Origin of the sequence: Streptomyces yerevanensis (assembly GCF_000716805.1) — a bacterium.
Lineage (GTDB): Bacteria > Actinomycetota > Actinomycetes > Streptomycetales > Streptomycetaceae > Streptomyces > Streptomyces flaveus.
Map to the genome: position 1 here is coordinate 1 of NZ_JNWJ01000009.1, position 15,563 is coordinate 15,563.

11 protein-coding genes are annotated in these 15,563 nt (G+C 68.8%); 7 read left to right on the forward strand and 4 right to left on the reverse strand.

Annotation, left to right across the window (positions count from 1 at the left end):
• The first annotated feature begins 376 nt into the window (after nt 1-376).
• The 4 genes from OP79_RS11040 (at nt 377) to OP79_RS11055 (ending at nt 4,645) form a co-directional block, all read left to right on the forward strand.
• Nucleotides 377-568, forward strand: a complete 192-nt coding sequence (locus tag OP79_RS11040) for a hypothetical protein (RefSeq protein WP_033319918.1) — start codon at nt 377-379, stop codon at nt 566-568.
• A gap of 10 nt (nt 569-578) precedes the next feature.
• A complete protein-coding gene (locus tag OP79_RS11045; RefSeq protein WP_033319919.1) occupies nt 579-998 on the forward strand; it encodes a (deoxy)nucleoside triphosphate pyrophosphohydrolase in 420 nt (139 codons plus the stop codon).
• Between the two features lie 267 nt (nt 999-1,265).
• Nucleotides 1,266-1,682, forward strand: coding sequence for an ATP-binding protein (locus OP79_RS11050; protein ID WP_033319920.1), 417 nt, complete (start codon nt 1,266-1,268; stop codon nt 1,680-1,682).
• Nucleotides 1,683-1,969: 287 nt separating this feature from the next.
• Nucleotides 1,970-4,645: a SpoIIE family protein phosphatase gene (locus OP79_RS11055; protein ID WP_033319921.1), complete on the forward strand. Its 2,676-nt coding sequence runs from the start codon at nt 1,970-1,972 to the stop codon at nt 4,643-4,645.
• Between the two features lie 52 nt (nt 4,646-4,697).
• On the opposite strand, the gene OP79_RS11060 is transcribed toward OP79_RS11055, so the two are convergent.
• From OP79_RS11060 to OP79_RS11075, 4 genes are read right to left on the reverse strand one after another with little or no spacing between them, the layout of a single operon-like run.
• The gene (locus tag OP79_RS11060) at nt 4,698-5,468 is read right to left on the reverse strand and encodes a succinate dehydrogenase/fumarate reductase iron-sulfur subunit (protein ID WP_033319922.1); all 771 of its coding nucleotides are present in this window, start codon (nt 5,466-5,468) and stop codon (nt 4,698-4,700) included.
• Nucleotides 5,465-7,408: a fumarate reductase/succinate dehydrogenase flavoprotein subunit gene (locus OP79_RS11065; protein ID WP_033319923.1), complete on the reverse strand. Its 1,944-nt coding sequence runs from the start codon at nt 7,406-7,408 to the stop codon at nt 5,465-5,467. Before OP79_RS11065 ends, OP79_RS11060 begins: the two co-directional genes overlap by 4 nt.
• Nucleotides 7,408-8,229 carry a hypothetical protein gene (locus tag OP79_RS11070; RefSeq protein WP_033319924.1) on the reverse strand — a complete coding sequence of 274 codons (822 nt, stop codon included), beginning with the start codon at nt 8,227-8,229 and terminating at the stop codon, nt 7,408-7,410. The genes OP79_RS11065 and OP79_RS11070 overlap by 1 nt, the downstream gene beginning before the upstream one ends.
• A 20-nt stretch (nt 8,230-8,249) precedes the next feature.
• Nucleotides 8,250-8,537, reverse strand: a complete 288-nt coding sequence (locus tag OP79_RS11075) for a hypothetical protein (protein ID WP_033319925.1) — start codon at nt 8,535-8,537, stop codon at nt 8,250-8,252.
• A 368-nt stretch (nt 8,538-8,905) separates the two neighbouring features.
• On the opposite strand from OP79_RS11075, the gene OP79_RS11080 reads away from it, so the two are divergent.
• The 3 genes from OP79_RS11080 (at nt 8,906) to OP79_RS11090 (ending at nt 15,508) form a co-directional block, all read left to right on the forward strand.
• Nucleotides 8,906-11,212, forward strand: coding sequence for an ABC transporter family substrate-binding protein (locus OP79_RS11080; protein WP_033319926.1), 2,307 nt, complete (start codon nt 8,906-8,908; stop codon nt 11,210-11,212).
• A gap of 254 nt (nt 11,213-11,466) precedes the next feature.
• On the forward strand, nt 11,467-13,374 hold the full coding sequence (typA, locus tag OP79_RS11085; protein WP_033319927.1) for a translational GTPase TypA: 1,908 nt from the start codon (nt 11,467-11,469) through the stop codon (nt 13,372-13,374).
• Nucleotides 13,375-13,891: 517 nt separating this feature from the next.
• On the forward strand, nt 13,892-15,508 hold the full coding sequence (locus OP79_RS11090; RefSeq protein ID WP_033319928.1) for a peptide ABC transporter substrate-binding protein: 1,617 nt from the start codon (nt 13,892-13,894) through the stop codon (nt 15,506-15,508).
• The last annotated feature ends 55 nt before the right edge of the window (nt 15,509-15,563 follow it).

Consider the following 15,563-nt stretch of genomic DNA (forward strand, 5'->3'; position numbering starts at 1 on the left):
GTCGTATGCCCGTCGCTTAGTTCCGGTCTCGGAGAACCAGGACCTTGTACCAGGCCAGGGCCGTATGCCCGCCCTGCGACGGGCTGACGCACCGGCCCACGACCCCGCACCCCCCACCCACCCCAGGGGCGCGGGGAACGGCGCGACCAGCCACAACACACCCGCAGTCGCCCACGAACCCAACATCCCACCCCCGTAGGCGCCCCGCCCAACCGCCGGAGGCAACCCGTACGCGAAAACGAACCCAATCTGTAAAAACCCGTACGCGCAGCGTGAAGGTTAGGCGTAGGCTCGGGCATATGCGGATTGCGGTTTCCTTATGGAGCGGTTCAAACAGCGGAGCGCAATGCGGAGCGTCACACGGAGGGGGAGCGCGATGAGCGACGGCACCATCACCCTGCCCTGGCTCGTCGTGCGCCGCGAAGACAACGGCAACCGCTACACCGTCAGCAGGTGCGCGACCAGAACCGAAGCCGAGAAGATCGCGGACCGCCTCGACGGCCACGGCCCCCACCAGCTGTACCTGATCGAGCGCCTCGAACAGAACGGCCAGAACGGAAGCCCGTAGGCTCCACCGCATGACGGAACGGATCATGGTGGTAGGAGCCGCCGTACTGAACGACGGCCGCCTACTCGCCGCCCGCCGCAGCGCACCCCCGGACCTGGCCGGCCGCTGGGAACTCCCAGGCGGCAAGATCGAGCCCGGCGAGACCCCCGACCGCGCCCTCGTGCGCGAGCTGCGCGAAGAACTCGGCGTAGAGGCGGAGCCGGTCGCGCGGATTCCGGGGGAGTGGCCTCTGAAGCCCCCGTACACCCTCCAGGTCTGGACGGCTCGCCTGCTCCCCGGCTCCGGCGACCCCAAACCCCTTGAAGATCACGACGAGTTGCGCTGGCTGACACCGGACGAGATCTGGGACGTCGACTGGCTGGATCAGGACGTACCGGCCGTCATGGAGGTAGTCCGCCACGCCTGGGGGACCCCGACACCGGATGCGTGAGGCCCGCGGCAAGGGGTACGCGGATGCTGCCGCGGCTGTGACATGCACAACGCCGCGGGGTGCGCGATGCCCCTCCGTCGGGGGCCCGCGGGCGCAGGAGCGCGAGGCGTGGATGACGCCGAGGTCCTCTGCCCCACCCCCGCCCCCCGTACGCCGTTCGTGCCGCAGCGAGCCCCGGCATGCGGTGCGTGCGGTACCCCATCCCGCATACCGGGTATGTCCCAATTAACCCGATGAAATCGGACACAGTCCGCTTCAGGCCCGGGAGTGATCTGCGTGATCCACACCGATGGCGAAGTCGCCGAGTGGACCTTCCCCGCGGATCCCGGTTCCGTACGAACCGCCCGTACCGTCGTGCGGAGCCAGCTGCGTGCCTGGGGCCTCGAATCTCTCGGTGATGTGACCGCGCTGCTGGTCAGCGAGCTGGTGACCAACGCCCTGCGGCATGCCACGGGACCCATCGGCGTACGCCTCGTACGTCTCGTACACCCCGCGGAGCCGCCCGGCGGGCTGCTCGTGGAAGTCTCCGACCCGCTGCCGGACCTGCCGCACGAGCGGGCCCCGCGCCCCGAGGACGAGGGCGGCCGCGGGCTCCAGCTGGTGGCGTGCTCCTCGCGGCGCTGGGGTATGCGGCCCGGCGCGACGGGCAAGACGGTGTGGTTTGAACTGCCCCTGCCGGGCTGAGCGGGAGCGGCTTGCGGGCCGCCCGGGGCCGTTGGGTCACGAGGGTTTACCGAAGTTCGGCCATGACGGCTTCATACCGGCTTCGTGACGGCTTGCAGGAGACTGGGATTCGACGGGGTGCGCCCTGGTTAGAAGACTGGGAGTGTGTGTCGCGGCCGGTCCAAAATGCATCGGGACCGTGCTGTGATCGTGAACACCGTGTTGTGCGGCGCCGTACTGCTGGATACTGCGGGCAGCCGCCCCCGGTGACCGATGCCGGACGCGGTGAGCTGGAGGGGACGGTTCGCGTGAGCGAGATACCAGCGAAGGCCACGGAGACTGCGGAGTCCATGGAGCCCATGGACTCCGAGAACCCGGTGGGCGGCGCGATGGCCGGTGTGCCGGTCGGCGACGGCGAGGCCGACGGCGTGGTCTGGCAGAGCAGCCCACCCGGCTCGATCTACGACTACATCAAGGTCGCCTCGTTCTCGATCGGCCCGGACGGCCTCGTCGATCAGTGGAGTCTGCGCGCGGAGCAGCTCTTCGGCGTCAAGGCCGAGCGGGCCGTGGGCATGGATCCCATCGAGGCCTTCGTCGATCCCGACCTGCGTGAGCAGGGCCAGCGGAAGATGGCCGAGATCCTCGACGGCCGGGAGTGGACGGGCGCCGTCCCCTTCCGTGTGCCGGACGATGCGGAGTCCGGTGCGGGTACAGAGGGACTCGCCGAGGTCTACGTCATGCCGACGCGCACGGAGGAGGGCGAGCGAGCCGCCCTGTGCATCGTCGTCGACGTCCGCACCCTGCGCGGGATCGAGGCGGATCTTGCCGCTTCTCAGTCGATTTTCGGCCAATCCCCGTTCGGTTTTCTGCTGCTCGACACAGAGCTGAAGATTCGTCGTGCCAACGAACGGTTCGCCTCGGTCTTCGGCGGCACCGTCGACGACCATCGCGGGCGCACTGTCAGGGACTATCTGGTATCGGGCGAGGCCGAGCGGGTCGCCGCGACGCTGCGCCGCGTTCTGGAGACCGGCGAATCCGTCACCGACATGCAGGTCACGGGCACCGTGCCCGGCTCCCCCGAGCGCCGCAACTGGTCCATCAACCTCTATCGCGTACACAGCGGTGCGGGCCGGCCGATCGGTATCGCCTGGCTGGCCACCGACGTCACGGCACGCCGCGCCGCCGCCCGCGAGGCCGCCGCAGCGCGGCGCAATCTCGCCCTCCTCAACGAGGCCGGGGCGCGCATCGGCAACTCCCTCGACCTGGAGACCACGGCCCGCGAACTCCTCGACGTGGCCGTCCCCGGCTTCTGCGACCTCGCCTCCGTCGACCTCTACCAGGGGCTTCTCGCCGGCGACGAGACCCCGCCCGGGCTCGCCGACGGCAGCGCCGAGCTCCGCCGGGTCGCCTTCGCCAGTGCCGTCTCCGACGCGCCCTTCATCGGCGGCCCCGAGCCCGTGAACGTCGGCGCCGTGCACCACTTCGCGTTCAACTCGGAGTGCGCGGACGCCCTGCGCACCGCCCGCCCGAAATCCGTCCCCGGCGAGGAGGGCGGCCTCATCCAGTCCACGCTCGCCGTCCCGATGGTCGCGCACGATACGGTCGTCGGCCTCGTCCAGTTCTCCCGTACGAAGGGCAGCGAGCCGTTCGGGGATCGGGACCGCGGCCTCGCGGTCGAGCTGGCCGCGCGCGCCGCCGTCTGCATCGACAACGCCCGCCTGTACCGCCGCGAGCACCAACGCGCGTTGATACTCCAGCGCTCCCTGCTGCCTCCGGGCGACCCGGAGGCCTCAGGGCTGGACATCGCGTGTCGCTACCTCCCTGGGAACGCGGCGACCGAGGTGGGTGGCGACTGGTTCGACGTCATCGAACTTCCCGGCCACCGCACGGCGTTGGTCGTCGGCGACGTGATGGGCCGCGGTCTGCGCGCCGCCGTCGCCATGGGTGAACTCCGTACGGCCGTACGCACCCTGGCGCTGCTCGACCTCGAACCCGCCGAGGTCCTCTCGGCCCTGGACGAGATCGCCCGCGGCCTCGGCACACCCGGCGGCATCCAGCAGGCCACCCGCACCGCGGGCCGCCAGTCGCAGCGCGACGCCGACCTCTCCGAGGTGTACCTCGCCACCTGTGTGTACGCGGTCTACGACTCCGTCACGCGCCGCTGCACCTTCGCCAACGCGGGCCATCTGCCGCCCGTACTGGTCGAGCCCGGTGAGAGCGCGCTGATGCTGGACGTGCCGCCGGGCATGCCGCTCGGTGTCGGCGGTGAGCCGTTCGAGGAGGTGGAGGTCGAACTCCCCGAAGGTTCGCTTTTGGCGCTCTACACGGATGGACTGGTCGAATCGCGCGATCACCCGCTGGACGAGGGCCTGCAGGCCCTCGTGGGCGCCCTGACGGACCCGTCCCACCTGTCACCCGGCCACCACCCCGGGGCGGCGGCACGGCGCGCCGACACCTCCCGATCGCTGGAGGACGCCTGCGACCACGTCCTCAACACCCTCGACACCCATCACGGCGAGGACGACATCGCGCTTCTGATGGCACGTGTCCAGGGGCTGCCCGCCGAGTCCGTCGGCGACTGGACCCTGCCGCGCGAGCCGCGCAGCGTGGGCCGCGCACGCGAGCTGGCCCGCGGCCAGCTCATCAGCTGGGACCTCGAACCCCTCGTCGACACGGCGGAGCTCCTGGTCAGCGAGCTGGTGACCAATGCCCTGCGCTACGGCGAGGGCGAGATCAGGCTCCGGCTCCTCCTCGACCGCACCATGGTCTGCGAGGTCTGGGACGCCGGCCTGGTCCAGCCCCGCCGCCGCCGCGCCCGCGACACGGACGAGGGCGGCCGGGGCCTTCAGCTCGTCGGGCTGCTCAGCGCGGCGTGGGGCTCGCGCCGCACGCCGCGCGGCAAGACCGTCTGGTTCGAACTCCCCCTGCCGAACGGCACCACAGGCCTCACGGACCCGGCGGAGGCATTGCTGAGCCTGTTCTAGGCGGTCCAGGGGCTCTGGGAGGTTCAAAGGCGGTCCAGGAGGTCTGTGAGGTCTAGGAGGTACGCCTCCTGATCTTCGACCCCAGCCACACCAGCGGATCGTACTTGCGGTCAACCGCCCGTTCCTTCAAGGGAATCAGGGCGTTGTCCGTGATCTTGATGCCCTCGGGGCATACCTCCGTGCAGCACTTGGTGATGTTGCAGTAGCCGAGTCCGTGTTCGTCCTGGGCCGTGGTCTTGCGGTCGAGGCCGCTCTCGGACGCCGCGTCCAGCGGGTGCATGTCCAGCTCCGCGACCCGCATGAGGAACCGGGGTCCCGCGAACGCCGTCTTGTTCTCCTCGTGGTCCCGCACGACATGGCAGGTGTCCTGGCACAGGAAGCACTCGATGCACTTGCGGAACTCCTGCGAGCGGTCCACGTCCTCCTGCATCATCCGGTACTCGCCGGGACCGAGGTCGGCGGGCGGTACGAACGACGGCACCTGCCGCGCCTTCGTGTAGTTGAAGCCGACGTCCGTGACGAGATCACGTACAACGGGAAACGCCCGCAAGGGAGTCACCGTGATCGTCTCCTCGCGCGAGAACACCGACATACGCGTCATGCACATCAGCCGCGGCCGGCCGTTGATCTCCGCCGAACACGAACCGCACTTGCCCGCCTTGCAGTTCCAGCGCACGGCCAGATCCGGGGTCTGGGTCGCCTGGAGGCGGTGGATGATGTCCAGCACCACCTCGCCGTCGTTGACTTCGATCTTGAAGTCCTCCAGGCCACCGCCCTCGGCGTCCCCGCGCCACACCTTGAAGCGGGCCTCATAGCTGCTCACTCGTACAGCTCCTCTTCGGCGAGGTACTTGACCAGCTCTTCCTTGTCGAAGAGGGCGAGCAGGTCCTGGCGGATGGGCTCGGTGGTCTCCCGGACGAGCCTGATCTGGCCGCGCACCGGATCCGTGGCCGCCAAGCCGCCCGTGGGATCGGTCGGCTGGCAGAGCAGGTTGATCCGCCGCCACTCCCGCTCCATCGTCGGATGGTCCTCACGGGTGTGGCCGCCGCGCGACTCCGTACGCTCCAGGGCGGCGCGCGCCACGCACTCGCTGACCAGCAGCATGTTGCGCAGGTCGAGCGCGAGGTGCCAGCCGGGGTTGAACTGCCGGTGCCCCTCGACTCCGGCTCGCCGCGCCCGTACACGCAGATCCGCCAGCTTCTTCAGTGCCGCCTCCATCTCCGCCTCCCGGCGGATGATGCCGACGAGGTCGTTCATCGTCTGCTGGAGCTCCTGATGGAGGGTGTACGGGTTCTCCGGCGGCCGTCCGGTCTCCTCCGCACCCGCCTCGGGACCCTCCGCCGAGAACGGCCGCAGCGCCTCCGCCGCTGCCGCGTCGATCTGGCCGTCGTCCACCGCGGGCCGCTCGCCCAGACCGGTCGCGTACCGCGCCGCGTGCAGCCCGGCCCGGCGGCCGAACACCAACAGGTCGGAGAGCGAGTTGCCGCCGAGCCGGTTGGAGCCGTGCATACCGCCCGCGACCTCCCCGGACGCGAACAGCCCCGGCACCCCGCGCGCCGCCGCCGTGTCCGACTCGACCGCGATCCCGCCCATCACGTAGTGGCAGGTCGGCCCGACCTCCATCGCCTCGGCGGTGATGTCGACGTCGGCGAGCTCCTTGAACTGGTGGTACATCGACGGCAGCCGCCGCTTGATCACCTCGGCGGGCATCCGCGTCGACACATCGAGGAAGACCCCGCCGTGCGGCGAACCACGGCCCGCCTTGACCTCCGCGTTGATGGCCCGCGCCACCTCGTCACGCGGCAGCAGCTCGGGCGGACGCCGGTTGTTGTCCGGGTCCTCGTACCAGCGGTCGCCCTCCTCCTCGGACTGCGCGTACTTCTCCTTGAACACGTCCGGGATGTAGTCGAACATGAACCGCTTGCCCTCGGAGTTCCGCAGCACCCCGCCGTCCCCGCGCACGGACTCCGTGACGAGGATGCCCTTCACGGAGGGCGGCCAGACCATGCCCGTCGGGTGGAACTGCACGAACTCCATGTTGAGCAGGGGTGCTCCGGCAAGGAGCGCCAGCGCATGACCGTCCCCGGTGTACTCCCACGAGTTCGACGTCACCTTGAAGGACTTGCCGATACCGCCCGTGGCGATCACGACCGAGGGGGCTTCGAGGACGAAGAAGCGGCCGGACTCCCGCTCGTAGCAGAAGGTCCCCGAGACCCGCTCCCCGTCCTTCAGAATCCTCGTGACCGTGCACTCCTGGTAGACCTTCAGCCGCGACTCGTAGTCCCCGGTCTCCTTGAAGTCCTCCTGCTGCAAGGACACGATCTTCTGCTGGAGCGTGCGGATCAGCTCCAGGCCCGTACGGTCGCCGACGTGCGCGAGCCGCGGGTACTCGTGCCCGCCGAAGTTGCGCTGGGAGATCCGCCCGTCCTTCGTACGGTCGAAGAGGGCGCCCCAGGTCTCCAGCTCCCAGACCCGGTCCGGGGCCTCCTGCGCGTGCAGCTCGGCCATCCGCCACTGGTTGAGGAACTTCCCGCCGCGCATGGTGTCGCGGAAGTGGACCTGCCAGTTGTCGCCGGAGTTCACGTTGCCCATCGCCGCCGCGATGCCGCCCTCGGCCATCACCGTGTGCGCCTTGCCGAACAGCGACTTGCAGATCACGGCCGTACGCGCGCCCCGCTCACGTGCCTCGATCGCGGCCCGCAGCCCGGCACCGCCCGCGCCGACCACGACGACGTCCCACTCCTGCCGGTCAACTACGGGCATCAGAACAACCTCGGATCGTCAAAGGCACCGGACGCGACCAGATACACGTAGAAGTCGGCGAGCGCCACGCTCACCAGCGAGGCCCAGGCGAGCAGCATGTGCCGGGCGTTGAGCTTGCCGACCCACTGCCACATCCGGTAGCGCACGGGGTGCTTGGAGAAGTGCTTGAGCTGCCCGCCGACGATGTGCCGGCACGAGTGGCAGGAGAGTGTGTACGCCCAGATCAGCACGATGTTGACCAGGAAGACCAGGGTGCCGAGACCCATGTGGCCCCACTCGTAGTGCTCGTCGCGGAAGGCGAGCACGGTGTCGTACGTGAGGATGCCGGCGACCAGGATCGCGGCGTAGAAGAAGTAGCGGTGGATGTTCTGCAGGATCAGCGGGAAGCGGGTCTCGCCGGTGTACTTCTTGTGCGGCTCGGCGACCGCGCAGGCCGGGGGTGAGGCCCAGAAGCCCCGGTAGTAGGCCTTGCGGTAGTAGTAGCAGGTCAGCCGGAAGCCCAGCGGGAAGATCAGGATGAGCAGGGCGGGGGACAAGCCCCACCAGCCGCCGAAGATCTCCCAGTTCGGGCCCGCCCGCATCGGCTCGCAGTTCTCCGCCAGACAGGGCGAATAGAACGGCGAGACATACGGCGCCGCGTAGTAGTCGGTGTTCGCGAACGCCCGCCACGTCGAGTAGACGATGAAGGCCAGCAGACCGCCCGCGGTGGCGGCGGGCTGCAGCCACCAGCGGTCGGTCCGCAGATGCGGGGCGGCGATCGCGGCGCGCGTGGGAGTTCTTACGCCGCCGCTGTTCAGTTCGGGTTCCGTACCAGTGGCCAAGGGGGTGGACTCCAGTCGGATCAGGGTGCGTGCCGGTCGCGGGCGCCGAGACCCTCGTCGTCCGAGTCCGTCCACAGAGTGCTGTCGTACGGGGTGTCGGGGATGGACACGAGGTCGGGGCGCCGCGTTGTCTTGAGGCCGGGGGCGGCCTCGCGCAGCAGCGCCACGCTCTCGCGCAGGTGGTCGGCGTCGGTGCGCACACGGCGCATCTCCAGACCGCCACCGATCTGCTGTTCCAGGCGCCCCACTGACCGGTACAGGTCATCGAGAGCACGCTGGACTGTTGTCAGGTCGTCTTGCACGGACATGACTTGCCCTCACTTCCGCGGACCCAGCGGCCCAAGGCGGCAACGTTCATGCGCCTGCGAGTGTCGCGCGTCACATCGGCCCCTGTGAAGGGATCTGCATGGATTAACCGATCGTGTCGCGCATTTACACCAGGCGCGCGCCCCCGCCGTCGGCAGCGCGCCGTCTCTTGGGCCGCATGGGTGAGCTTTCGCGTACCCATCGCCGTGGCGCCGTTCCAACTCGGGGGCTTGGCCCTTCAGTAGGGCGATAGATCTGATCAACTCCATTATAGCCCAAAAGTGATCTAGCTAACCCAAATGCGACATTCCGCGTGATCGGTATGCGCGATCAGTCCACGTGATCAGAACCGCCCCGGAGGTATTCAGTCATGTCCCACCACGGCGTCGGACCACGCGCGGTCATGCGCTCGGCCGCGTTCCTCACGGCGGGCGTGCTCGCGGTGTCCTCTCTCGCCGCGTGCAGCGAGGACGATCCGGACACCCGGCCCCTCGCCGGTCAGGACATCGCCCCCGCCGACCGTGACCGGATCGCCGACGGCGGCACCGTGCGCTGGGCCGTGGACACCGTCCCGGAGACCCTCAACACCTTCCAGTCGGACGCCGACGCGACCACCTCCCGGGTCGCCGGTGCGGTCCTGCCCTCGATGTACCGGCTCGACGAGAGGGGCCGGCCCGAGCGCAACGCCGACTACCTGGAGTCCGCGAAGATCGTCGAGCGCGAGCCCCAGCAGGTCGTGCTCTACAAGCTCAACCAGCAGGCCGTCTGGAGCGACGGCCGCGAGATCGGCGCCGCCGACTTCGTCGCCCAGTGGCGCGCCCTGTCCGGCAAGGACACCGCGTACTGGACGGCCCGCAACGCCGGCTACGAACGCATCGAGAAGATCGAGCGCGGCGACAGCGACCTCGAGGTGCGGGTCACCTTCCGCAAGCCGTACGCGGACTGGCAGTCGCTGTTCTCGCCGCTGTACCCGAAGGACGTGATGGGCACCCCGAACACCTTCAACGACGGCGCCCGCCGCAAGCTGAAGGTCACCGCAGGACCCTTCGCGATCGACAAGATCAACCGAAAGGCCCGTGAGGTCAGGCTGAAGCGCAACCCGCGCTGGTGGGGCCACAAGCCCAAGCTCTCCGAGCTGGTGCTGCGCGCCGTACCGCGCGACAAGCGCGCCGCCGCGCTCGCCGACGGCCGGCTCGATCTGGCCGAGATCGACCCCTCCGCGGCGCGGCGCATCACCACCGCCGCCGGCGGAAAGGGCTCCGCCGGGGCGCCGCTCACCCACGGCCCCGACGCCGCGCTCACGCCCGCCCAGGCGCTGCGCTCCTGGGCGATCGCGAACGGCTCCGACGAGAGGGCGGCCGACGAGGAGACCGCCGCCCGCGAGAAGCGGAGCAAGGCGATCGCGAAGTACAACAAGGAGCAGTCGGTCCTGCGCCGTCTCGTGGTCCGCAAGTCCCTCGAACCCGCCTACACCCAGCTCGCCCTCAACGGCGCCGAGGGCCCCCTCGCCGACGAGCGCGTCCGCCGGGCCGTGGCCCGCGCCCTCGACCGCGACGAGCTCGCCAGGGTCGTACTCCAGCCCCTCGGCCTGCCCGCCGAACCCGTCGGCAGCCATCTCGCCCTCGCCGGACAGGCCGCGTACGCCGACAACAGCGGAGCCCTCGGCGAACAGGACACCGGGGAGGCGCAGGCGCTGCTGGCGGACGCGGGCTGGGTGCGGGGCGGGCCCGTCAAGGCGAAGAAGGCGAAGAAGGAGGCGGCGAAGGGGGCCGGCAGCGAGGCCTCCAAGAAGCCGGACGACGGTACGTACATCGTCGGCGCGGAGGACAAGTCCGGTGCGGTGTACGACCCGGCCTCCGACGAGGGCGTCGGCGACGACAGCGAGCCCGACGACAGCAAGCCCGGCGGCCACGGCACCTCCACCGTGCTCGTGCCCGCGCCCATCGCCCAGCTGCGCACGGCGCTCCTCGACCAGGCCGCCGCGCAGGCCGAGCGCCGCGAGACCGACGAGGCCGACGAGGAGAAGCAGGAGCCGGCGCGGGACGGGAAGCTCAAGGACGGCGGGGGGCCAGGTGCGTACGCGCCGAAGGGCACCGCCGCTCCCGCCGGTGCGGCGGCCAAGCCGCTGGCCAAGGACGGCAAGGCCCTGTCGCTGCGCTTCGTGCTCCCGTCAGGCCCTGGCACGGAGCCGCTGCGGGCGGTCGGTGAGCGCATCGCGCGGATGCTGGACCGTATCGGCGTCCGTACGGAGATCTCCAAGGTCTCCGACGCGAGCTACTTCAAGGACCACATCGCCTCCGGCCAGTACGACCTGGCGCTGTACTCCTGGCCCGCCTCCGCCTTCCCCGCCACCGACGCCCGCCCCATCTACGCCAAGCCGGTACCGGCCGCGGACGGCTCCCTCAACGTCGAGCAGAACTACACACGCGTCGGCACCGACCAGGTCGACCAGCTCTTCGACCAGGCCGTCGCCGAACTGGACGAGAAGGAGTCCCGCTCCCTGGTCCGCAAGGCCGACGCCCGCATCTGGGCCGCCGCCGGCTCGATCCCCCTCTACCAGCGCCCCCAGCTCGTAGCGGCCCGCCCGAACCTCGTCAACGCGGGCGCCTTCGGCTTCGAGACACCGGTGTACGAGGACATGGGGTACTTGAAGAAGGGCGTGAGGCGGGCGTCCTGACTCGGCGCGCCCCTGAAAGGAGGGCGCAGGCCCTCCTTTCAGGGGCGCGGGGCTGTGTCGATTTGCGGCTCCGCCGCGTGGGCGCGACCAGCCACAACGGACCCGCGCTGTGGGCACCGCCAGCACCCGTCGAGCCCCAGCGGCCAGCGGCCCCGTACCATGGGGTAAGGCCGTGGCACGTTCAGCCCGGCAGGGCCCGCGTAAACAAGATCTGCGCGTCGGCCGTTCACTCACTCCGGGAGAAGCGCCTCACTATGGCCACGCGCCACGACATCCGCAACGTAGCCATCGTCGCCCACGTCGACCATGGCAAGACCACTCTGGTCGACGCCATGCTCAAGCAGGCCGGTTCCTTCGCCGCGCACGCCGCCGAGTCGCTCGACGACCGCATGATGGACTCGAACGACCTGGAGCGTGAGAAGGGCATCACGATCCTCGCCAAGAACACGGCGGTGAAGTACCACCCGAAGGCCGGCGGCGACGTCATCACCATCAACATCATCGACACCCCCGGCCACGCCGACTTCGGCGGTGAGGTCGAGCGCGGTCTGTCGATGGTCGACGCGGTGGTCCTGCTCGTCGACGCCTCCGAGGGCCCGCTGCCGCAGACCCGTTTCGTGCTGCGCAAGGCGCTGCAGGCCCGGCTGCCCGTCATCCTGTGCATCAACAAGACGGACCGCCCGGACTCCCGTATCGACGAGGTGGTGAACGAGGCGTACGACCTCTTCCTGGACCTCGACGCCGACGAGGACCAGATCGAGTTCCCCATCGTCTACGCGTGTGCACGTGACGGAGTCGCCTCGCTGACCAAGCCGGAGGACGGCACCGTCCCGGCCGACAGCGACAGCCTGGAGCCGTTCTTCTCCACGATCCTGGAGCACGTCCCGGCCCCTGTGTACGACGAGGAGGCCCCCCTCCAGGCGCACGTCACCAACCTGGACGCCGACAACTTCCTCGGCCGTATCGCGCTGCTCCGCGTCGAGCAGGGCGAGCTGCGCAAGGGCCAGACGGTCGCCTGGATCAAGCGTGACGGCTCCGTCGGCAACGTCCGCATCAGTGAGCTGATGATGACCGAGGCGCTGACCCGCAAGCCCGCCGAGAAGGCCGGCCCCGGTGACATCTGTGCCGTCGCCGGTATCCCGGACATCATGATCGGCGAGACCCTCGCGGACCCCGAGAACCCCGTCGCGCTGCCGCTCATCACGGTCGACGAGCCCGCGATCTCGATGACCATCGGCACGAACACCTCGCCGCTGGTCGGCCGCGGCGGCACCGGCAAGGGCGCGGACGCCAAGGCGGCCGTCAAGGACCGCAAGGTGACGGCCCGCCAGGTGAAGGACCGTCTGGACCGCGAGCTGATCGGCAACGTCTCGCTGCGCGTGCTGGACACCGAGCGCCCGGACGCCTGGGAGGTCCAGGGCCGCGGTGAGTTGGCCCTCGCGATCCTCGTCGAGACCATGCGCCGGGAAGGCTACGAGCTGACGGTCGGCAAGCCGCAGGTCGTCACCAGGGAGATCGACGGCAAGGTGCACGAGCCGGTCGAGCGTATGACGATCGACGTCCCCGAGGAGCACATGGGCGCGGTCACGCAGCTCATGGGCGTCCGCAAGGGCCGCATGGACAACATGTCCAACCACGGCTCCGGTTGGGTGCGACTGGAGTTCGTCGTGCCGTCCCGCGGTCTCATCGGGTTCCGTACGGAGTTCCTGACGAGCACGCGCGGCACGGGCATCGCCCACTCCATCCACGAGGGCCACGAGCCGTGGTTCGGCGCCCTCCAGACCCGTAACAACGGTTCACTGGTCGCCGACCGCTCCGGCGCCGTCACCGCGTTCGCGATGACGAACCTTCAGGAACGCGGCGTGCTCTTCGTGGAGCCGGGCACCGAGGTGTACGAGGGCATGATCGTCGGCGAGAACTCGCGCGCCGACGACATGGACGTGAACATCACCAAGGAGAAGAAGCTCACCAACATGCGGTCGGCCTCGGCCGATTCGTTCGAGGCGATCGTCCCGCCGCGCAAGCTCTCCCTGGAGCAGTCCCTGGAGTTCTGCCGCGACGACGAGTGCGTCGAGGTGACCCCGGAGGCCGCCCGCATCCGCAAGGTGAAGCTGGACGGCCGCGAGCGCGCCCGGGCGGCCAGCCGCGCCAAGCACGGCTGACTGACGGGCCCTTAGACCCACGGGGCCCTGGATTTCCGCCAGTTGTGGTCCGCTCGCGACATCTGGTCGCGGTGGGCCGCTACGACTAGTCTCACCTGGAGCCCGCCCCCGTTCACTTCTCGGGGCGGGCTCCGGTGCGTTTCCTGGGGTCCAATTCGACGGACCGAGGGATAACCCTCTGTCAACCCGGTTATTCGAGCCTGGTGTCCGTTTATCGGCGAGTCATCACCGCAAGTTGTGTTAACAGTCCGTTTCGGGTGTGTCTGTCTGGGCTCATTTTGTCCAGATTTCGGGTCTACGGGCGTTGATGATGTGACCAAAATGAGACTCCTTAGGTGTGGTTAACGCTGCGGGGTTACTTAATAGTTGGGTTCGTTGAGCTCGGGTCAATGAGTCATGCGCGTTGGGGAGCGCCGACTCACGAGCACACTCAGGGCACGTACCCTCCGGCGTCACTGGCGTCGGTGGGTTCTTCATGCCCCCAATGGTGAATCAGTGGACTCATGAGGAGGAACCCATGCGCGGTGCCAGGAGCGCCAAGTGGGTCGCGGGGGCAACCGTCGTAGCCCTGGCGGCAACGGCCTGTGGCGGCAGCGACAGTGGTGACGATGACAGCGCGTCAACGCCCCAGGTGGTGATGGAGCTGGGTGAGCCGCAGCACGGTCTCGTCCCGTCCAACACCTATGAGTCCGAGGGCACCGAGGTGATGAACGCGCTGTTCACCGGCCTCGTGCAGTACGACGAGAAGAACGAGACCCAGCTTGACCTGGCCCAGTCGATCGAGAGCCCGGACAACAAGGTCTGGACGATCAAGCTGGAGGACGGCCACACCTTCCACAACGGTGAGAAGGTCACGGCCGAGTCCTTTGTGAACGCCTGGAACTACGGCGCCAACCAGGACAACGCCCAGGAGACCAACCCGCTGTACGCCAAGATCGACGGCTACGCGGACCTGAACCCGGGCGAGGGCAAGAAGCCCACCACGGACAAGATGAAGGGTCTGAAGGTCGTCGACGACCTCACCTTCACGGTGACGCTGTCCGCGCCGTTCAGCGCGTTCAAGACCATGCTCGGCTTCAACTCCTTCTACCCGCTGCCGAAGGCCTTCTTCGACGACCCCAAGGCGTTCGAGACCGCTCCGGTCGGCAACGGCCCGTTCAAGATGGACGGCAAGTTCGAGCACAACGTCCAGATCAAGACGGTCAAGTTCGACAAGCACCCTGACGCGAAAGACATCAAGATCGCCGGTGTGACCTTCAAGATCTACACCGACCTGGACACCGCGTACCGCGACCTCCAGGGCGGCACGGTCGACATCAACGACACCCTGCCGGTCTCGGCGCTCGCCACCGCCAAGGCGGACCTGGGTGACCGCTACCTGAAGGGCGTGGACTCCGCCGTCGCCTACGTCGGCTTCGACCCGACCACGCTGAAGGCCACGGACGTCAACACCCGCAAGGCCGTCTCCATGGCCATCGACCGCGAGGCCATCGCGGAGAAGGTCTTCCTCGGTTCCAAGACTCCGGCCGACGACTTCATCAACCCGCTGGTTCCGGGCTACCGCGAGGGCGCCTGTGGCGACGCCTGCAAGTTCGACGCGGCCGCAGCGAAGAAGCTGTACGAGAGCTCGAAGGGCTTTGCCGGCGACACGCTGAACCTCGCCTACAACGCGGACGGCGACCACAAGACCTGGATCGAGGCGGTCGCCAACCAGCTCGAGGAGAACCTGGGCCTCAAGGTCACCGTCGAGCCCAAGGAGCAGTTCGCCACCATCCTCGACGAACTGGGCGACAAGAAGTACAAGGGCGCCTTCCGGCTCGCCTGGTCGATGGACTACCCGTCCGCCGAGAACTACCTGCGCCCGGTCTTCTCCGAGGAAGCCATCACCAACGGCTCCAACTACTCGGGTTACATCAACCAGGACGTCGAGAAGTTCCTCGACGCGGCCGACCAGGCACCGGACGAGCAGACGGCGCTGGAGAACTACCAGAAGGCCGACGACCAGATCCTCGCCGACATGCCGTACATCCCGGTGTACTTCTACACACGTGACGCGGGTCTGAGCAAGGACCTGAAGGCTGCGACGATCGACTCCATGGGACAGGTCGACTGGAGCACCGTCGAGCCCTCCTGACGATTCGCCAGCTGACCGACGGAACAAGCAGAGTGGGGTGACTGGGGGGTTCCCC

Coding starts and splice junctions, on each gene's coding strand:
- OP79_RS11080 (WP_033319926.1), top strand. CDS start 8,906: ATGTCCCACCACGGCGTCGGACCACGCGCGGTCATGCGCTCGGCCGCG.
- OP79_RS11040 (WP_033319918.1), top strand. CDS start 377: ATGAGCGACGGCACCATCACCCTGCCCTGGCTCGTCGTGCGCCGCGAA.
- OP79_RS11075 (WP_033319925.1), bottom strand. CDS start 8,537: ATGTCCGTGCAAGACGACCTGACAACAGTCCAGCGTGCTCTCGATGAC.
- OP79_RS11090 (WP_033319928.1), top strand. CDS start 13,892: ATGCGCGGTGCCAGGAGCGCCAAGTGGGTCGCGGGGGCAACCGTCGTA.
- typA (WP_033319927.1), top strand. CDS start 11,467: ATGGCCACGCGCCACGACATCCGCAACGTAGCCATCGTCGCCCACGTC.
- OP79_RS11065 (WP_033319923.1), bottom strand. CDS start 7,408: ATGCCCGTAGTTGACCGGCAGGAGTGGGACGTCGTCGTGGTCGGCGCG.
- OP79_RS11045 (WP_033319919.1), top strand. CDS start 579: ATGACGGAACGGATCATGGTGGTAGGAGCCGCCGTACTGAACGACGGC.